Consider the following 19,417-nt stretch of genomic DNA (forward strand, 5'->3'; position numbering starts at 1 on the left):
GGCTCAGACGCCCCCCGCCGGGCGGACGCGCCAGATGCCGAAGGGCAGTTCATGGGGATCAAGCGTGATCTGCTGCACTTTTCCGCTCCATGTGAAGCTGTGTCCGCGCATGAGGTCTTCCACCTCCAGCGCCGCGTGGTCGGGCAGGCCCCATTCCCAGAGCGGCACCTCCACCGAGGCCTGCTGCACCGCATGCGGGTCGAGGCTGACGGCAATGAGCAGCACGTTGCTCCGGTCCGCGCTCTGCTTGCGGAACCACAGCACCTGGTCGTTGAAGGCGTGGTGGAAGGCGAGGCCCAGATGGCTTTGCAGCGCCGGGTTGCCGCGGCGGATGGCGTTCAGCCGCGTCACCTCGTCCACGATGTCGCCCGGCGCGCGGTCGGGCCAGACGCGGAGCTGGTATTTCTCGCTGTCGAGATACTCTTCCTTGCCCGGCATGGCGCGCGCCTCGCAATACTCGAAGCCCTGGTAGAGGCCCCACAGCCCCGAGAGCGTGGTGGCCAGCGCCGCACGGATCAGGAAGCCTGGCCGCCCCGATTGCTGCAGGAATTTCGGATTGATGTCCGGCGTGTTCACGAAGAAGTGCGGGCGGAAGAAATCCTTCGGCGCCGTCGTGGTCAGCTCCGTCAGATACTCCGTCAGCCCCGCCTTGTCGTTGCGCCAAGTGAAGTAGGTGTAGCTCTGGCTGTAGCCGACCTTGGCAAGGCGATACATCACCTTGGGCCGCGTGAAGGCCTCGGAGAGGAACGCCGCATCGGGAAATTCCGCGCGGATGTCCGCGATCAGCCACTCCCAGAAGGGGAAGGGCTTGGTGTGCGGGTTGTCCACACGGAACAGCCTGACACCCTGCACGCACCAGAAGCGCACCACGTCGCGCAAGGCGTTCCACAGCGCGGGCTTCGCACCCTTCGCGTAGAAATCGACGTTGACGATGTCCTCGTACTTCTTGGGCGGGTTCTCGGCGTAGCGGATGGAGCCGTCGGGCCGCCACTCGAACCAGTCCTTGTGGTCGCGCAGCCAGGGGTGGTCGGGGCTGCACTGGATGGCGAAATCCAGCGCCAGCTCCAGCCCATGCTCCCGCGCCGCGCGCACCAGCCGAAGGAAATCCTCCAGCGTGCCGAGTTCCGGGTGCAGCGCGTCATGCCCGCCCGCCTCGGAACCGATGGCGTAGGGGCTGCCCGGATCATCGGGCCCCGGCGTCAGGCTGTTGTTGCGGCCCTTGCGGTTCTTCCGCCCGATCGGGTGGACGGGCGGGAAGTACAGCACGTCGAAGCCCATGCCGCGGATGCGCGGCAGCTGGCGGATCACATCGTCGAAGGTGCCGTGCCGCGTCTCGCTGCCGGACTGGCTGCGGGGGAAGATTTCGTACCAGCTGGCGAAGCCCGCGCCGGTACGTTCCGCCTCCACCGGCATCTCGGCCGAGCGAAGCTTGAAGGGACGGTCATCGGCGGCCGCCATCAGCCGCGCCGTGTCGGGCGCCAGCAACAGGGCCAGCTTCTCCGCATCGCCCGCCGCGGTGATGCGCGCGGCCAGCGCCGCCACCTCCCCGCCCGCGCGCTGGCCCGCGGCCTCGACCAGGCGGCGGCCCTCTTCCAGTTCGACGCCGATGGCGACACCGGCGGCGTGCTTCTTCTGCAACTCGTCGTGGAAGCTGGCGAAGGCGTCGCGCCAGGCTTCGATCACGAAGAGGTAGCGGCCCATGCGCTCCAGCGGGAAGCGCGCGGTCCAGGCGTCATTGCCGAGCGGCGTCAGGCGCACCTCGCGCCACGAATCCTCATCCACCGCGCGCCAGAGCAGGGCGGCGCCCAGCTTGTCATGCCCGTCGCAGATGATGTCGCAGGTGACCTCGACCACCTCGCCCACGATGCGCTTCACGGCGAAGCGGCCATCCTCCACGCTGGGGGTAATGGCCTCGATGCCCAGGCGCGGCGCCTCGGTCGCGGCGGGCAGGGCCGCGCCACGGATGGGCGCGGATGCCTCGGCGCGATAGATGCGGGTCTCGCCGCCGCGCAGCGTGACCTCACCGTCCGGCAGCAAGGGCGCGCCCTCCTCCGGACAGCAGGGGGTGAAGCGGGTGAAGACGCCGCCCGTGCCAGGCAACAACGCCGCGGCCGTCACGCTGGCCACCTGGTGCAGGTCGGTGTTGGCGAGGGTGAGGGTGGCCCCCTCCGCCCCCCGCGCATCCGTCCCATGGGCGCGCAGCAGCGCGGCCACGGGGGCGCCGGGGCCGGTCAGCGGCCGCAGCTCACCCGCCGCCAGCGCCTGGCCTTGCAGGGCGGCGTTGGTGGCGCGCAGCTCGTCTTCCAGATCGAAGCCGGAATTGCGGCGCAGCCATTCCCAGTCGCCGGGGCGGTCGCGCGCGGCGTCCAGCGGGCGGCGCGCGCCGAATTCGAAGCCCATGGGCACGAGCAACCCCGCCCCCATGCCGGCGGCGAGGCGCAGATGGCGCAGCGCGGCCAGCCGGGCGAGGCCGGGGTCGGCCTCCTGCGCCGCAAGGCGCGGTCCGAAGGGTGCCTCCACCGTGGCGAGGGTGGGGCCGAGGGGGGCGAGGCGCTGCGCCTCCTCCGCCAGCCAGCCGCCCCGCAAATCCCACCAGGCCAGGCTGTTGAAGGCGCCGGCGAAGCCAAGGCCCGCGAGGCCCGGCACGGCCTCGGCCGGCAGGCCGGGCGTCCAGGCGAGGAAGCGCGCCCGGGGGACGGCGGCCATCAGCCGGCGCCAGACGCTGGCCGGCACGGAGGCCGGCGCATGGCAGCGGAAACCGGCCAGGCCCGCCTCGACGAAGCGGCGCAGACGTTCCTCCCACCAGGCGCCCAGCGCCTCCAGCGCTTCCGCGTCATTCCAGCGGGCCAGGGCGATGGCGCGGTCGGGCGGCGGCAGGCGGGGGTCCGGCAGGGCATCGGCGCCAGGGGCCTCGAACCAGCCGGCATGGTCATGGGCCAGGCGCCCATCGGCCGCCACGCGGTCCAGAACCAGGTCCATGTAGAGATCGAGCCCGCGCGCGCGCGCCTTGTCCGCGAGCTGCTTCAGCGCGGCGGCGCTGTCGCCCGCGGCCTCCAGCACGGGGTGCGCCGCATCAGGATCGCCCATCTGATAGAGGTGGCCGGCACCGCCGGGGGCGACGGGGGGCGGGATCAGCACGCCGTTGAAGCCAAGCGCCGCGGCGCGGTCCAGCGCCGCATCCCAGGCCGGCAGGGCGCCCACCAGCAGCGGATGCAGCAGGTAGAGCCGGGGTGCGGGCGGTGCGGCGGGTGACGGCGCGCGGGCAACCGCCTCGGACGGGCGCGGCTTGGGCACCGCCTTGGCGCGGGCGGGTGCTGGACCCGCGGCGCGGGCCTTCGGTTGGGCCGTCTTGGGCTTGCTCGGGCGGGCTTCCGCCATCCGGACCTCCATTCGCGCAGTTTCACCGCGCCGGAGGGGCCGGCGTGGCAGCGGCTCCCTTGGGTCTGGGAACCAGGATCGGGCAGCACGGCACGACGCTCAGTATCCTCTGCGGAAAAAACTCAACCGCAGATGATCCGACCGGAACACCACGCTTCCAGAGCCCAACGCACGACCAACAACAACAGATGCATCGAATCAGAGGCGAATTTCTCGACGGCAGGTTGACCGTCATTCCGATTCGACAACTGGTCGGCCTTGGGCCGTGCGGGACGGATTCATACGAAATCCGGCCCGCATGACCTGATGGATTGTCCGAATATTTAGCAGCGTCTGGGCGCGTGGGAAAGCCATCAAGGGTGACGACCCGCCCCCGGAGGGGTAGACAGGGCCGCGCCCTTGAACCGCCCTCGCTGGAAGGCTTGCCTTGGCACCCGACCGCCCCTCGCTCCGCCGCCGCCTCTTCGTGCAGCTCAGCCCGCGGCAATGGCCGGCCGAGGGCATGTCCCCCGCCAACAAAACGATCGGCGGGCTGATCCTGTTCTCGGTGGCGGTGGCGACGCTGGAGAGCGAGATCACCATCTATGAGGGCAATGAGGCGATCTTCTCCTGGCTGGAGATCATCCTCGGCGGCATCTTCCTGCTGGAATACCTCACCCGCATCTGGGTGGCCCCGGAGGCCGACCCGGACGGCTCCGCCTGGCGCGCGCGGCTGCGCTTCATCACCTCGCCCGCCGGCATCCTGGACCTGCTGGCACTGAGCCCGCTGCTGCTGGAGGAGATGGGGCCGCAGGCCTTCCTGCTGCGGCTGGCGCGCATGCTGCGCATCCTGCGCTTCGCGCGGCTGGGGCAGTTTTCCGGCGCCTTCGCCTTCCTGAAGGAGGCGATCGCCTCACGCCGGCACGAGTTGTTCCTGGGGCTGTGCGTGGCGAGCGGGCTGCTCGTGCTCTCGGCCACGCTGCTCTATGTGGTGGAGGGGGATGCCCAGCCCGAGGCCTTCGGCTCCATCCCGCGCTCCATGTGGTGGGCCATCGCGACACTCACCACGGTGGGCTATGGCGATGTGGCGCCGATCACCTGGCTCGGCCGGCTTTGCGCGGGCTTCATCGCGGTGCTGGGCATCGGCCTCATCGCCATCCCGACGGGCATCCTCGCCGCCGCCTTCAGCGACGCGGCGGAGCAGCAGCGCATCCGCAAGGAGGCGGCGCGCAAGGCTCATGCCCAGCGCCATGGGGAGCCGCACTGAGCCCCCCGGGCGTTGCCTCGCCTTACGCGGCTTCCTTGTGGATCGCGTCGGCCAGCGTGCCGAAGATGCGGTCCACCTGCGGCTTCTCGATGATGAGCGGGGGCGAGAGGGCGATGATGTCGCCCGTCACGCGGATCAGCACGCCCTCGTCGAAGCAGCGGCGGAAGACGCGCATGGCACGATCGCCGGGCGCCCCCTCGCGCGGGGAAAGCTCGATCCCCGCGATCAGGCCGTGGTTGCGGGTATCAATGACGTTGGGGGCGGAGCGCATGGCGTGCGTCGCCTCCTCCCAATAGCCCTCGATGGCGCGCACCCGGCCGGGCAGATCCTCGCGCACATGGATGTCAATGGCGGCGATGGCGGCGGCGGCGGCCAGCGGGTGGCCCGAATAGGTGTAGCCATGGAAGAACTCGATGCCCGCCTGGGTGCCGTCCACGATGGTCTGGTAGATCTCGTTGCGCACCGCCACCGCGCCCATGGGCACGGCGGCATTGGTCAGCCCCTTGGCCATGGTCATGATGTCCGGCGTAACACCCAGCCGCTCGGCGCCGAAATGCGTGCCGATGCGGCCGAAGCCCGTGATCACCTCGTCGAAGATCAGCAGGATGCCGTGCTTGTCGCAGAGCGCCCGCAGCCGCTCCAGATAGCCCTTGGGCGGCACCAGCACGCCGGTCGAGCCCGCCACCGGCTCCACCATCACCGCCGCGATGGTGTCGCCATGCAGCGCCACCAGTGATTCCAGATGGTCCGCCAGATGGGCGCCATGCTCGGGCTGGCCCTTGGCGAAGGCGTTCTGCGCCGGCAAATGGGTGTGCGGCAGGTGGTCCACGTAAGGCAGCATGGCGCCGAACTGCTTGCGGTTGGGGCCGATGCCGCCCACCGACATGCCGCCGAAGCCCACGCCGTGATAGCCGCGCTCCCGCCCCACCAGGCGCACCCGCTGCGCCTGGCCGCGGGCGCGCTGGTAGGCCAGCGCGATCTTGAGCGCGGTGTCGGCGCTCTCGCTACCCGAATTGGTGAAGAAGACCCGGTCCAGCCCGTCCGGCGTCAGGTCGGCCACGCGCGCCGCCGCCTCGAAGGCGATGGGGTGGCCGAGCTGGAAGGTGGGGGCGAAGTCCAGGATGGCGGCCTGCTTCTGGATGGCCTCCACGATCTCGCGCCGCCCATGGCCGGCATTGCAGCACCACAGGCCCGCCGTGCCGTCCAGCACCTCGCGGCCCTCCGGCGTGTAGTAATGCATGCCCTCCGCCCGGGCGAGCAGCCGCGGGGTGCCCTTGAAATACTTGTTGTCCGAGTAGGGCATCCAGAACGCGTCGAGGTTGTTCGGACGCGGGACCGAGATCTCGTTCATGGCACGGGGCTCCTTCGCGGGGCAGGATAGGCCCTGCCGCGCCCGGCGTCAGGCCCCCGTCCGTGGCCTATCCGATGCGCGTGGCGCGCAGCGAGAGGGAAAGCGGCAGCCAGGCCTTGTCCGGCCAGCGCCAGAAGCCGTCGGGGCCGCGCGGCAGGCCGGGAAACAGCGCCCAGGGCAGGGCGTCATGCTCCTCGAAGCGGTCCAGGCGGAAGCCCGCCTCCAGCAGCGCGCCCAGTATGTCCGAGAGCGGGTGCTGGAATTCGATGGTGCGGGAGTGGGAGAGGCGCGCCTCGGGGTCCGCATAGTCCTCGGTGCTGTCGAAGGGCAGGGGTGCGCGGGCGAAATAGGGGTAGGACCAGCGCGGATGGTCCCCCTCCCACCCGTCGAAGACCAGGGCGGCGGGGTGGGCGTCGGCGAAGGCCAGGCTGCCGCCCGGGCGCAGGAAATGGGCCATGCTCCGCGCCCAGGCGCGCACATCCGGCAGCCAGGTGATGGTGCCCCAGGAGGCGAAGGCCAGGTCGAAGCGCCCGGCCTCGGCGGGCAGGGTCTCGGCGCAGGCCTGCGCGTCGGACAAGGCGAAGCGGCAGGCGGAGGCGCCGCATTCGGCGGCGAGCGCGCGGGCCGCGTCCAGCGCGGCGGGGCTGAAATCCACGCCCAGCACCTCCTTGGCCCCCGCCTGGGCGATGGCGATGCTGTCATGGCCGATATGGCATTGCAGATGCGCCACCCTGAGCCCCGCCACCGGCCCCAGCACCCCCGTCACGATGCCATCGAGCCGCCCCCGCCCCGCCCGGTGCGAGGTCAGGTCATAGCCACGCGGGCCGAGATGCACCCCGACCCTCTCATCCCAATTCGCGCGGTTCAGGCGCTGCCATTCCGTTTCCATGCGGCCCGGCTTAGCACCCGGGGGCCGCGGGCGCAGCATTCCGGTCGCGGCGCGGCTGCGCTATGCTGGGGGCATGCTCACCACCTCCCCCGCCTTCAAGGACAATGCCGCGCGCGCCCTGGACGATGCCGGGCTGCAGAAGGCGCTGGGCAAGGCCAAGGGCGCCTTCCTCCAGCGCCGGGCCGAGGCCGTCTCCCGCCTGCCGGAATTCGAGGCGCTGCGCGACATCGGCCGCGACATCAAGAACCACACGCTGGCGAACCTGGATTTCTACCTGGAGACCTTCGCCGCCAATGTGGAGCGCGCGGGGGGACATGTGCATTGGTGCAGCACGGCGGAGGAGGCCCGCGCCGCCGTGCTGGAAATCTGCCGCAAGGCCGGCGCGAAGACCGTCACCAAGGGCAAGTCCATGATCTCCGAGGAGCTCGGGATCAATGACCACCTGGAGAAGCACGGGATCGAGCCGGTCGAGACGGACCTCGGCGAATACATCATCCAGCTGCGGCGCGAGACGCCCTCCCACATCATCGCCCCCGCCTTCCATTTGAACCGTGAGGATTGGGAGGCGGATTTCCGCCGCGCCCACACGGACCTCGACCCCGATCGCGTCTTCCACGAACGCCGCGACATCCTGACCGAGGCGCGCACCCGGCTGCGCCAGAAATTCCTGGCGGCCGATGTCGGCATCACCGGCGCCAACTTCCTGGTGGCCGAGACGGGCAGCAGCGTGATCGTCACCAATGAGGGCAATGGCGACCTGACGCAGACCCTGCCGCGCGTGCATATCGCGCTGGCCAGCATCGAGAAGGTGGTGCCCACGCTGGAGGATTGCGTGAGCCTGCTGCGTCTGCTGGCGCGTTCCGCCACCGGCCAGGATTTTTCCGTCTACACCACCTTCAGCACCGGCGCCCGGCGCGAGGCCGAGATTGACGGCCCGCAGGAATACCATGTGGTGCTGGTGGACAATGGCCGCTCCAGCATGGTCGGCACCGAGTTCCAGGAGATGCTGCGCTGCATCCGCTGCGCCGCCTGCATGAACCATTGCCCGGTCTATGGCGCGGTGGGCGGGCATGCCTATGGCTGGGTCTATCCGGGGCCGATGGGGTCCGTGCTGACGCCCTCGCTGATCGGCGTGGAGAAGGCCGGCCATCTGCCCAACGCCTCCACCTTCTGCGGCAAGTGCGAGAGCGTCTGCCCCGTGAAGATCCCGCTACCCAAAATGATGCGCCATTGGCGCGAGCGCGAGTTCGAGCGGCATCTGTCGCCACAAGGGGTCCGCAGCGGCCTCGGGCTCTGGGCCTGGTTCGCGCAACGGCCTGGCGCCTACCGTCTGGCCTCGCGCCTCGGGGTGGGGCTGATGGGGCTGTTGGGGCGTGGCAAGGGGGCGTTCAAGTCGCTGCCGCTGGCCGGCGGCTGGACGGCGGGGCGGGATTTGCCCGTGCCCCAGGGCGGCACCTTCATGGCGCAATACGCGAAGCGGATGCGGAACCGATGAGCAAGGACGCCATTCTCACCGCCATCCGGCGCGGGCTGCGCCGCGGCCCCCTGCCCGCCGACCAGCAGGCCATGCTGGGTGGCCGGCTCGCCACGCATCCGCGCCACCTCATCCCCGCGCGCTCCCGCGTGGCGCGGCCTGAGCAGGTGGCGCTGTTCATCCGCAATGTGGAGAAGGAATTCGGCACCGTCCGCCGCGTGGCCGACGCCGCCGACATCCCCGCCGCCATCGCCGAATACCTGGCGGCCCAAAACCTGCCCCAGCGCCTCGCCATCGCCCCGCATCCGGAATTGCAGGGGCTGGACTGGGCCTCGCGCCCCATGCTGCAGGTCGAGGCGCGGCGCGGTGACCCGGAGGATTCCGTCAGCCTCCAGCACGGCTATGCCGGCATCGCGGAGACGGGGACGCTGATGCTGCCCTCCTCGCCCCAGCGCCCCACCACGCTGAACCTGCTGCCCGACACCGAGATGGTGTTCCTCCGCGCCAGCCGCATCGTCGGCGCCTATGAGGAGGCCTGGGACCTGCTGCGCGCCGAGAACCAGGACGCCCGCACCGGCGGCTTCATGCCCCGCAACGTGATGTTCGTGACCGGCCCCTCGCGCAGCGCCGACATCGAGCAGACGCTGGAACTGGGCGCGCATGGGCCGCGCCGGCTTCACATCCTGCTTCTGGATGACGAACGCGAGGCCGCGGCCCATGCTTGAAGCTGAGGCTCGCTCCGCGAGCGGGGGGCCGCGCCGGCTTCACATCCTGCTTCTGGATGACGACCCCGCGTCCCTCCCCGCGTCGTGAAGCGCCGCCGCGGGCTCTCGCCCGAGGACCGCGCGGCCTGGGCGGCGGTGGCGCGCACCATCACCCCCCTGCCCGGCAAGGCGCTGGCCGAACCGGAAGCGCCCCCAGCCCCGCCCAGCGTCACCATCACGCCGCCGCCACGCGCCCCGGCACCGCCCGCGCCACCCCCTCCCCGCCGCCCCCCGCCCGAGCTGAATGTCGGCATCCAGCCCGACGGGCTGGACGCGAAGCGCTGGCGCGACCTGCGCCGCGGCACGCTGCGGCCCGAGCGCAAGCTGGACCTGCACGGCATGACCGCCGAGCGCGCGCATGGCGCCGTCCGCACCTTCCTGCGCGCGGCGCAAATGGATGGCGCGCGGGTGGTGTGCATCGTCACCGGCAAGGGCAGCAGCACGGAGGGGGGCGTGCTGCGCCGCGAATTGCCGCACTGGCTGAACGCGCCCGACCTGCGCAGCGTGATCCTCGGCGCCGCCCACCCGCACCGGGCCAATGCGGGCGCGGTGCACCTGCTGCTGCGGCGGGCCAGGTGAGCCGCAGACGCGGCCCGGCCCAGCGCGCCCAGCGCGACTTTGCCGGCAACGAGCAATGCTCCGAGGATGCGGCCGCACAGCGGCCGCCGCGCCCCGACCGCCCGCTGGTTCAGGAGCGTCAGCGCGTGGCGCGCAAGCCAAGCGCGCGGAGCGCGCGCCCGGCGCCTGAGGGCACAATAACATGACCCCCTTCGGCCTGCGCCTGCGCGCGCTGCGCGAACAGCGCGGCGTCACCCTCAGCGAGTTGGCGGCGGCGGTGCATGTCTCGCCCGCCTATCTCTCGGCGCTGGAGCATGGCAAGCGCGGCCGTCCCTCGGCCGGGCTGGTGCACCAGGTGAACGAGTTCTTCGGGCTGATCTGGGACGAGGCGGAGGAGCTGGTCCGCCTCGCGCGCATCTCCCACCCGAGGGTTGTGGTGGACACCTCGGGCCTGAGCCCGCGCGCCACGGAGCTGGCGAACCAGTTGGCCCGTCGCATCCGCGAGCTGCCGGAGGAAAGGGTGGAAGCCCTCCTCCAGGAGCTGAACAAGCCCGGCTAGAGCGTCTTCAAGCCGAGCGGACGCGCTCAGCGCCGCAGCAGCAGCGCGCCCGTGGCCCCCACCTCCGCCCGCCAGCCCTCCGGCACCAGCGTCGTGGCGTCGAGCTGCACGATGATCGCGGGGCCGGCCACAGAGGCCCCCACGCCCAGCCCCGCGCGCGCGATGACCGGCGCCTCCGCCACCCGGCCTTCCAGCCGCATGGCCTGGGTGCCCAGGGTGGCTGCCGCCACATCGCCGCCGCTGGGCGGCAGGGGCGGCAGGGCGTGCAGCTTGCCGGTCGCCGTCACCCGCAACGTCACCACCTCGATGGCGATGCCCGGCAGATCGAAGCCATAGAGGGAATGGTGGGCGGCGGCGAAGTCCCGGCCCAGCGCCGCCACCGGGGCGAAGGGGATGGGCAGCTCGAAGCCCTGCTCGGCATAGCGCATCAGCACCGCCCGGCTGCGGGATTGCGCCTCGGGGGGCACTTCCTCCTCGGCGAACCATTGGGCGGCCTCGGCCTCCAGCGCGGCGAAGCCGGCCTCCAGCACCGCGTCCGTCATCGCGTCCAGGGGGCGCGCCAGGCTGCGGCTGAACTCGGCGCGCAGGTCGGCGGCCACCAGCCCCTGCGCGCAAAGCACGCCGGGCGCGGGCGGGACCAGGACCGTCCGCATGCCCAGCAGATCGGCCAGCGCCGCCCCGTGCAGCGGCCCCGCGCCGCCGAAGGGCACCAGCGCGAAGCCGCGGGGGTCATGCCCCCGCTCGACCGACACCACGCGGATGGCGCCGACCATGTTGTTGTCGGCGATGGCCAGGATGCCGCGCGCGGTCGCCTCCAGCGAGAGGCCAAGCGGCCCCGCCACCCGCGCCAGCGCCGCCTCGGCCAGCGCCGGGTCGAGCGCCATGCGCCCGTCCAGCAGGCGCGGCGGCAGATGGCCCAGGTAGAGATGCGCGTCGGTGACGGTGGGCTCCGTGCCGCCACGCCCGTAGCAGGCGGGCCCCGGCTCCGCGCCCGCGCTGGCCGGGCCGACGGTGAGCCCCCCCGCCCCCGCACGGGCCAGCGAACCGCCGCCGGCGCCGATCGTCACCATGTCCAGCATGGGCAGCGGCAGCGGCCAGGGGCCGATGCGGCCCGATTGCGTGAGGCCGATGCGCCCGCCCTCGATCAGGCAGATATCCGCGCTGGTCCCGCCGATATCCACGGTGATGAGGTCCGCCACCCCTTCCGCCGCCGCCATGGCGCGCGCGCCCACCACCCCCGCGGCGGGGCCGGAAAGCGCCGTCTGCGCCGGGCTGCGGCGGATGGCGGCCGCCCCCGCCACCCCGCCATTGGACTTCATCAGCAGCAGCGGCGCCGCGATGCCGGCCTCGGCCAGCCGCGCCTGCAGCCGCGCGATATAGGTCGAGACCGCGGGCATGACGGCGGCGTTCAGCACCGCGGCCATGCTGCGTTCGTATTCCCGCAGCACCGGCAAAACCTCGGTCGAGGCGGTGATGGCCAGTCCCGGCAGCAGCTCGCGCAGCAGGGCGGCGGCGCGCTGCTCATGCGCCGGGTTGGCGTAGGCGTGCAGGAAGCAGATGGCCACCGCCTCCGCGCCCATGGCCGCGATGGAATGTGCCGCCGCCGCAACGCCCGCCTCGTCCAGCTCCGCCAGCTCGGTGCCATCCGCCGCGATGCGGCCCGCCACCTCGAAGACATGCTCGGGCGGCACGGGCCGTCGCGGCTTCACCCAGGCCCAGAGGTTGTCGCGGCGCGGCAAATCCGCCCGCCCGATCTCCAGCACATGGCGGAAGCCCGAAGTGGTCACGAGGGCGGTGCGCGCCGTGCGGCCCTCCAGGATCATGTTGGTGGCGACGGTCGTGCCGTGCAGCACGCGGCCGATCTCGCCAGGGTCGCGGCCCGCCAGGTCCAGCGCCAGGCGCAGCCCGGTGAGGAAGGCTTCCGACGGGTCGCGCGGGGTGGAGGGCGTCTTGGCCGTCCAGGCACGGCCCGTGGTCGCCTCCTGCAAGGTGATGTCCGTGAAGGTGCCGCCGATGTCCACCGCGGCCAGCAAGGGGCCCCTCTTTAGTCCCAGGTCAGTCGAGGGCATCGGCATAGGTCCCGCGATGGAAGGCGTCGGCGGGCGGGCGCTGGGCGCGCAGCCGTGCCGTGGCCGCTTCGTCCAGCGCGCCATCGGCGATGGCCACGCCATAGTCGCGCCGCGCGGCCTCGGCGCTGACGAAGCCGCCGCGCACATCGGCCAGCACCGCCTCGGCCGGCCGGTCATGCGGGTGCCCCCAGCCCCCGCCGCCACCGGTGCTGAGCCGCAGGATGTCGCCGCGCCGCAGCACCGTACCGTCGGAGAGGCTGGGCAAATGCCGCTCTCCCGGCGTGCCGGGATTGACCACGGCGGCGCCCGCACCCCCGCTCATGCCGCCGGCCACGCCCCAGGGCGGGTTCTTCACGGTGTCGAGGCGGATGGCCAGCACCGCCTGCTCGGCCAGGATTTCATACTCGCGCACCACGCCGCAGCCGCCGCGGAACCGCCCTGCCCCGCCTGAATCCATGTGCAGCGCGTAGCGGTGCAGGCGAACGGGGTAGGAATGCTCCATGAACTCGGCCGGGTAGTTCTCCTGCGCGACGAAGTAGACGGCGTCCGTGCCATCGGCGAAGGGGCGCGCGCCATAGCCCACGCCCACGCCATCGCTCATCAGGAAGGGCTTGCCTTCGTGCATGCCGCGCAGCGCCAGCACGACATAGGCGGAGTGGGCGGCGGGCGCCTCGCCGCCGCGGGCCACCGCCACCAGCCCGTGCAGCGCGGCCAGCAGCCGCATCATGGTGATGCCGCGCAGACCAAGCGGCGCGGGCGCGCGCGGCGCGAGCAAGGAGCCCTCGCGCCGCCGCACCTCGTCCAGCGCGCGCGGCGCTCCGGCGTTGAGCACCTGCCCCGTCTCGCTCTGCAGGAAGTAGAGGCCGAGCGCCATGCCCGGCACGTCCGGATGCATGAGGAAGTTCACCGGGCCCGGCGCCTGGTCGTCGGTGGCGGAGGTGTCCAGCAGGAAGCGGTCATCTTCCGTGCGGGTGAGGGCGAGGCGCAGGTGGAAGGGACCATTCCCCTGCCCGTCGCTGTCTATCGCGTCGGTGAAGCGCGTGGTGCCGATGGGGAAGGCCTCGCGCAATTTCGCGCGCACCACGGCCTCGGTGCGGGCGAGCAGTTGGGCGAAGGCGTCGGCCAGCGTGTCCGCGCCGAAGCGCCGCGCGATCTCCTCCAGGCGGCGCTCGCCCAGGCGCACGGCGGCCATCAGCGCGCGCGTGTCCCCGCGCGACTGGGTGGGGAAGCGGCCATTGCGCCAGAACACCTCCAGCAGCGCGTCATTGGTCTCGCCATCGCGCATGAGGCGCACGGGCGGGATGATGATGCCCTCCTGGAAATGATCGGTGGCGTCGGGGCTGAGCGAGCCCGCGCGCAGCCCGCCCACATCTGAGAAATGCGCCCAACCCATGACGAAGCCGACGCGCACGCCATCGAGGAAGGCGGGGGCGAGAAACACCTGGTCATTGGTGTGGGAGACGGCGCCCTGGCTGCCGTAGCAGTCATTGTACCAGTAGAGGTCGCCCGGCCGCATCGTCTCCAGCGGGAATTTTTTCGCGACCGGACCCACGATATCGCCGAAGATGGGCAGATCGCTGCCCACGACCATGGTGCCGTCTGCATCAAACAGAGCGGTATAAAAATCCTTCTTCTCGCGGATGAAGGCGGACATGGCGGTGCGTTCGAGCAACGCCTCCATCTCGGCCTGGGCGGCGCGGGCGGCGCCACGGATGATCTCGAGGGTGACGGCGTCGCAGCTCATGCCGCCTCCCGCCAATGGTGGCATGCGACCTGGTGCGCGGGGCCGGCGGCCTCCGTGGGCGGCGCCTGCGCGGCGCAAAGCGCGGTGGCCCGCGTGCAGCGCGGATGGAAGCGGCATCCCGCCGGGATGCGGCGCAGCGAGGGCGGCTCGCCCGGCAGCGAAGGGCCAGCGGCGCGCCCGTCGAGATGCGGCGCGGCGGCCAGAAGCGCGCGGGTGTAGGGGTGCGCGGGGTTGGCGAAGAGCGACTCCGCCGGCCCCTCCTCCACCACCTGGCCGAGATACATCACCGCCACGCGGTCACAGACGCGGCGCACCACCGTCAGGTCGTGCGAGATGAAGAGGTAGGTCAGGCCGAAGCGCGCGCGCAGCTCCGCCAGCAGCCGCAGCACCGAGGCCTGCACGGAGAGGTCGAGCCCCGCCGTGGGCTCGTCGAGGATGACCAGCTTCGGCCGCAGCAGCAGGATGCGCGCGAGCCCGATGCGCCGCTGCTGGCCGCCCGACAGCTCATGCGGGTAGCGCTGCCCGAAATCCGCATCGAGGCCCACGGCCGCCAGCATTTCCGCGATGCGCGCGGCGCGTTCTTCCGCGCTGCCGACGCCATGGATTCGCAGCCCCTCATCCAGTGTGGCCCCCACGCGCCACCAGGGGTCGAGCGCCGCGCCCGGGTCCTGGTGGACATATTGGATGTCGGCGCGCAGGCGGCGCGCCTCGGCCGGCGCAAGGCCCGAGACGCGCCGGCCGCCCAGCGTGATCTCGCCCGCCGCCTCGCGCTGGAGGCCCAGCAGCGTGCGCGCCAGCGTCGTCTTGCCGCAGCCGCTTTCGCCCACCACGCCAAAGGCCTCGCCCTCGGCGATGGAAAGCGTCACGCCATCCACCGCGCGCAGGGAGACGGCGGGGCGGAGGAAGCCCGCGCGGCGCCCGAGATCGGTGGTGAGCGCCTCGGCGCGCAGCAGTTCAGGCAAGGGCGTGCGCCTCCATGCGCGCGGTGTGCGGGCAGGCCACGGCGCGCCCGCCGGACCAGGGGAGCAGGGGCGGCACGTCCTGGCGGCAATCGGGCTGGGCCACCGGGCAGCGCGGATGGAAGCGGCAGCCGGCGGGCTGCGCGGTGGCGGGCGGCACCGCACCCGGAATGCCCAGCAGCTCCACCGCGCGGTCCGGATGGCAGGCCAGCAGCATGCGCGTGTAGGGGTGGGTGGGCGTGTCGAGCACGGCGCGCGTGGGCCCGCTTTCGGCCACGCGCCCGGCGTAGAGCACGCTCATCTGGTCGCAGAGGCTGGCCAGCACGCCGAAGTCATGCGTGACGAAGAGCATGGACAGGCCGCGCGCCCGCACGAGTTCGCGCAGCAGGCCCAGGATCTCACGCTGGGTGGTGACGTCGAGCGCGGTGGTCGGTTCATCCGCCACGATCAGCGCCGGGTCGCAGCACAGCGCCGCCGCGATCAACAGGCGCTGCCGCTGCCCGCCGGAGAATTGATGTGGGTATTTGCGCAGCGCCGCCTCGGGGTCGGGGAGCTGCACGGCGCGGAAGAGTTCCACCAGCTTCGCGCGATGCTCGGCGCGGGTGCCGGGGGCGTGGCGGCGCATGATTTCCAGGATCTGGTCGCCGGCGCGAAAGACGGGGTTCAGCGAGAGATAGGGGTCCTGCGGGACGAAGCCTATGCGCCCATGGGGTTTGGCCGCGCGGGCGGGCAGGATGTCGCGCCCCTCGAAGAGGATGCGGCCGCGCGGCGTGGTGGCCCGGCCGGGCAGGATGCCCAGGATGGCGCGCAGCAGCGTGGATTTGCCGCAGCCGCTCTCCCCCACCACGCCGGTGACGCTGCCGCGCGGCACGGTGAGGGTGATGCCGTCCAGGATGTCCGCCACCTCGCCCCGGCCGCGCAGCTGCACGGCCAGGTCCTCGATGACCAGGGCGGCGTCCATCACTTGCGGCTCCGACGCAGCCGAGGATCGGCCGCGTCGCGCAGCCCGTCGCCCAGCAGGTTGAAGCCCAGCACCAGCAGCATGATGGCGAGGCCGGGGAAGGTCGCGTACCACCAGGCGTCGGGCAGGTGCTGGCGGGCCTCGGCCACGGCCAGGCCCCAATCGGGTGCGGGGGGTGCGGCGCCGACACCCAGGAAGCCCAGCAGCGCCGCCGTCAGGATGGTGAAGCCCATGCCGATGGTGGCGCGCACCAGCACCGCCGGCGCGGCATTGGGCAACACATGCAGCAGCAGGATGCGCATGGGGTGCGCGCCGATGCCGGCCAGCGCGTCCACGAACAGCGCGCCACGCAGCCGCCGCGTCTCGGCGAAGACGGTGCGCGCGAAGAAGGGCCAGTAGGTCAGCGCCAGCGCCACCATGGCCGTGGTCAGGCCGGGCGCCAGCAACTGGCCCAGAGCGAGCGCCAGGATCAGTTGCGGCACGGCCAGGAACACGTCGGTGACGCGCATCAGCACCTCCGACAGCCAGCCATCGCGCCACCCCGCCGCCAGCCCGATGGGCACGCCGATCACGATGGCCGCCAGCACGACGGACACCGCCACGACCAATGCGCTGCGCGTGCCCAGGATGACGCGCGAGAAGATGTCGCGCCCGAGGTCATCGGTGCCGAAGGGGAATTCCGCCGAGGGTGGTTGCAGGCGGAGCATGATGTTGCTCTCGAAGGCATCCTCCGGCCGCGGCGCGATCCAGGGTGCGAAGATGGCGACGAACAGCGCGAAGACCACGATCAGCAGGCCCAGCGCGGCCACGGGATCACGCAGCAAATGGCGCAGCGCGGTCATCACTGGTCCGCCACGCGGGGGTCTATGATGGCCTGCGCCACATCCACCGCCACGTTCACCACCGCATAGACCACGCCGATGACGAGGGTCACGGCCAGCAGCGCCTTGTAGTCGGCGGACAGGATGGCCTGCACCGCATAGGTGCCGAGGCCCGGCCAGTCGAACACCGCCTCCACCGCCACCGCGCCCGAGACCAGCGCGCCGAACAGCAGCCCCACCTGCGTGACGGTCACGGTGACGGCATTGCGCAGCACATAGATGGCGGCGAGGCGAAAGCGCCCATAGCCCGCCGCGCGCGCGTAGAGCACATAGTCCTTCTGCAACACCTCCAGCACGCCACTGCGGGTGAAGCGCGCGATGGTGGCAAGGCCCGGCAGCGCCAGCGTGAAGGCCGGCAGCGCCAAATGGCGCAGCGCGTCGAGGAACAGGTCGAAGCGCCCGATCGCCAGCGTGTCCACCAGCATGAAGCCCGTCAGCCGCGGCACCTGCCCCAGCGCCACATCCAGGCGCCCGCGCAGCGGCAGCAGGTTCCACTCCATCGAGAATTGCAGCTGCAACATGATGGCGAGCCAGAAGGAGGCGATGGCCAGCCCGCCCACCGACACCACCCGCACCAGGTGATCGAGCGGCCCGTTGTGATCCAGCGCCGCCACGAGGCCGAGCCCGATGCCCAGCAGCGTGGCGAGGAACAGCGCCACGAAGGTCAATTCCAGCGTCGCCGGCAGGCGCTGCCAGATTTCCTCCGCGACCGGCCGGCCGGAGAAGATGGAATTGCCCAGATCGCCCGACAGCACCTGCCGCACATGGATCACCGCCTGTTCCAGGATGGGCCGGTCCAGCCCGTATTGCGCGCGGATCTGCGCGATCTGCGCCGGAGTGGCGGCATCGCCCGCCAATGTCGCCGCCGGGTCGCCGGGCACCACGCGCGAGAGCACGAAGGTGAGCAGGATCAACCCCAGCAGCGCCGGGATCGAGAGGGCGATGCGCCGCAGGATGTAGAGGGCCACCCGCCTGCCCTCAATTCTCCAGCGACATCAGCCGCACCTCGCCACCCGAGCCGACGGGCGAGAAGCTGTAGCCCGAGACGCGGCGCGAGAGGCCGCGCAGGTTCACGGTGTTGTAGACCCAGATGTCCGGGCTGTCCGCCACCACCAGCGCCGTCGCCTCGGCATAGAGGCGCTGGCGTTCCTCCTGGCTGAGGCTCTCGCGCGCGGCGCGCAGCAGCGTGTCCACGCGCGGATTGCTGTACCAGGAGGAGGCCTTCCAGGTGCCGTGGAACTGGCTGTCATACATCTGGCCGATCCAGTTCTCCGGGTCCACGAAGTAGGTCGAGACCCAGTGGATCCACATGTCCGGCGTGGTCTCGGCGCGCGCCGTGGCGCTGGTGATGTTGGGCCAGGTGTTGGGCACGATGCGCAGGTTGATGCCGATGCGCCGCAGGTCGGACTGGAAAAGCTGCGCGGCCTGGGTGGTCTGCTGCAGCTCGTTCTGCACATGGATCTCGAGGGGCCGGGAGAGGTCCACGCCCGCCGCCCGCGCGCGGTCGCAATGGGTGCGGGCGCGGGCCAGGTCGAAGGCGTAGGGCGCCAGGTTCTCGGGGTTGCCCCAGAGGTTGTTGGGGTTCGGCCCCGCGTTGCGCGCGACGAAGCCGCGCAGCACCACATTGTTGAAACCCTCATAGTTGAAGGCATGGGCGAGGCAGAGCCGCACGTCGTGGTTGTCGAAGGGCGGGCGCTGGTTGTTCATGCGGATGACGAAGACGCGCATGCTCTCGTCGCGCGCCACGCGCGTGCCGGGGTTGCGGTCCACGCGCTCCACCTGGTCGGCGGGCAGGTAGCTGTCGGTGGCGTCAATCTCGCCGCGCAGCAGCGCCAGCACGCGGGTGGAGGTTTCGAGCACGGGGCGCACGCGCACCGCCTCTATGGGCCGCGGGTTGCCGGCGAAGCCGCTGAAATGCTCGGGGAAGCGCTCCAGGTCCAGCGAGACGCGCGGCTGGTAGTTGGTGGCGTTCACGCGATAGGCCCCCGAGCCCGCGCTGTTGGCGGCGAGCCAGGCGCTGCCCCAGTCATCCCCCGCCACGTGCTGCGAGAGCACGCGCGGGTTCACCACCGCCACCAGCGGCAGTGCGGAGAGGAAGGGCGCGTAGGGGCGGCTCAACACGAAGCGCACGGTGCGGGGGTTCACCGCCGTCACCGCCTCGGCCGTCAGCACGGGCGTGAAGGCGGCGGCCGGCGCGCGGCGCATGGCCAGCAGGCGGCGGAAGGAATAGACCACGTCCTCGGCCGTGATCTCGCTGCCATCGTGGAACTTCGCCCCGGCGCGCAGCGTGAACTCCCAGGTCAGCCCATCCGCGGAGACGGTGTGCGATTCCGCGAGCCAGGGCTCCAGGCGCGGCGGGTTGCCCTGGTAGCGGTACAGCCCGTCATAGACGTTCAGCAGAATGAACTGGCTCGGCACGTCGAAGATGGCGTGCGGGTCGAGCGTGGCCGGCAGGGTGTCACCCCAGACGAGGGGGCGCGGCGCGGTCTGCGCGCTGGCCATCAGGGGCGCGGCGGCGAGAAGCAGCACAAGGCGCGCGCAGCGGAGCAGACGGTGCATCATGGGGCGTCCCTCATCTTCCGGA

15 protein-coding genes are annotated in these 19,417 nt (G+C 71.7%); 5 read left to right on the forward strand and 10 right to left on the reverse strand.

Going from position 1 to position 19,417, the window contains the following annotated elements; translation table 11 throughout:
- Positions 1–3: 3 nt before the first annotated feature.
- Positions 4–3,378 (reverse strand): maltotransferase domain-containing protein, encoded by a 3,375-nt coding sequence (locus ICW72_RS08475; RefSeq protein ID WP_191085793.1) that lies wholly within the window; start codon positions 3,376–3,378, stop codon positions 4–6.
- A gap of 427 nt (positions 3,379–3,805) precedes the next feature.
- Between ICW72_RS08475 and ICW72_RS08480 the strand changes: the two genes are divergently transcribed.
- The gene (locus ICW72_RS08480; protein WP_223880919.1) at positions 3,806–4,624 is read left to right on the forward strand and encodes a potassium channel family protein; all 819 of its coding nucleotides are present in this window, start codon (positions 3,806–3,808) and stop codon (positions 4,622–4,624) included.
- Between the two features lie 22 nt (positions 4,625–4,646).
- Here the strand turns inward: ICW72_RS08480 and ICW72_RS08485 are convergent, their stop codons facing one another.
- Complete coding sequence (locus tag ICW72_RS08485) at positions 4,647–5,975, reverse strand: aspartate aminotransferase family protein (RefSeq protein ID WP_223880920.1); 1,329 nt, start codon at positions 5,973–5,975, stop codon at positions 4,647–4,649.
- A 67-nt stretch (positions 5,976–6,042) separates the two neighbouring features.
- Positions 6,043–6,864, reverse strand: coding sequence for a class I SAM-dependent methyltransferase (locus ICW72_RS08490; protein WP_191085794.1), 822 nt, complete (start codon positions 6,862–6,864; stop codon positions 6,043–6,045).
- 73 nt (positions 6,865–6,937) lie between these two features.
- On the opposite strand from ICW72_RS08490, the gene ICW72_RS08495 reads away from it, so the two are divergent.
- From ICW72_RS08495 to ICW72_RS08510, 4 genes are all read left to right on the forward strand, one after another.
- Positions 6,938–8,359, forward strand: coding sequence for a LutB/LldF family L-lactate oxidation iron-sulfur protein (locus ICW72_RS08495; protein ID WP_191085795.1), 1,422 nt, complete (start codon positions 6,938–6,940; stop codon positions 8,357–8,359).
- Positions 8,356–9,063, forward strand: a complete 708-nt coding sequence (locus tag ICW72_RS08500) for a LutC/YkgG family protein (RefSeq protein WP_191085796.1) — start codon at positions 8,356–8,358, stop codon at positions 9,061–9,063. Before ICW72_RS08495 ends, ICW72_RS08500 begins: the two co-directional genes overlap by 4 nt.
- An 84-nt stretch (positions 9,064–9,147) precedes the next feature.
- The gene (locus tag ICW72_RS08505) at positions 9,148–9,681 is read left to right on the forward strand and encodes a Smr/MutS family protein (RefSeq protein WP_191085797.1); all 534 of its coding nucleotides are present in this window, start codon (positions 9,148–9,150) and stop codon (positions 9,679–9,681) included.
- Between the two features lie 181 nt (positions 9,682–9,862).
- Positions 9,863–10,219 (forward strand): helix-turn-helix domain-containing protein, encoded by a 357-nt coding sequence (locus tag ICW72_RS08510; protein WP_191085798.1) that lies wholly within the window; start codon positions 9,863–9,865, stop codon positions 10,217–10,219.
- 26 nt (positions 10,220–10,245) lie between these two features.
- Here the strand turns inward: ICW72_RS08510 and ICW72_RS08515 are convergent, their stop codons facing one another.
- Genes ICW72_RS08515 through ICW72_RS08550 form a run of 7 tightly spaced genes read right to left on the reverse strand, consistent with a single transcriptional unit; the run spans position 10,246 to position 19,395 of the window.
- Entirely contained in the window at positions 10,246–12,252 is a 2,007-nt protein-coding gene (locus tag ICW72_RS08515) for a hydantoinase/oxoprolinase family protein (protein ID WP_223880921.1), read from the reverse strand.
- A 22-nt stretch (positions 12,253–12,274) separates the two neighbouring features.
- The gene (locus tag ICW72_RS08520; protein ID WP_223880922.1) at positions 12,275–14,032 is read right to left on the reverse strand and encodes a hydantoinase B/oxoprolinase family protein; all 1,758 of its coding nucleotides are present in this window, start codon (positions 14,030–14,032) and stop codon (positions 12,275–12,277) included.
- Positions 14,029–14,994, reverse strand: a complete 966-nt coding sequence (locus tag ICW72_RS20640) for an ABC transporter ATP-binding protein (RefSeq protein ID WP_223880923.1) — start codon at positions 14,992–14,994, stop codon at positions 14,029–14,031. Before ICW72_RS20640 ends, ICW72_RS08520 begins: the two co-directional genes overlap by 4 nt.
- Entirely contained in the window at positions 14,987–15,952 is a 966-nt protein-coding gene (locus ICW72_RS08535; RefSeq protein ID WP_191085801.1) for an ABC transporter ATP-binding protein, read from the reverse strand. Before ICW72_RS08535 ends, ICW72_RS20640 begins: the two co-directional genes overlap by 8 nt.
- Positions 15,952–16,794, reverse strand: a complete 843-nt coding sequence (locus ICW72_RS08540; protein WP_191085802.1) for an ABC transporter permease — start codon at positions 16,792–16,794, stop codon at positions 15,952–15,954. The genes ICW72_RS08535 and ICW72_RS08540 overlap by 1 nt, the downstream gene beginning before the upstream one ends.
- Complete coding sequence (locus tag ICW72_RS08545; protein WP_191085803.1) at positions 16,794–17,801, reverse strand: ABC transporter permease; 1,008 nt, start codon at positions 17,799–17,801, stop codon at positions 16,794–16,796. Before ICW72_RS08545 ends, ICW72_RS08540 begins: the two co-directional genes overlap by 1 nt.
- A gap of 10 nt (positions 17,802–17,811) precedes the next feature.
- A complete protein-coding gene (locus ICW72_RS08550; RefSeq protein ID WP_191085804.1) occupies positions 17,812–19,395 on the reverse strand; it encodes an ABC transporter substrate-binding protein in 1,584 nt (527 codons plus the stop codon).
- Between the last annotated feature and the right edge of the window lie 22 nt (positions 19,396–19,417).

It is taken from the genome of Roseococcus microcysteis, from assembly GCF_014764365.1.
GTDB lineage: Bacteria > Pseudomonadota > Alphaproteobacteria > Acetobacterales > Acetobacteraceae > Roseococcus > Roseococcus microcysteis.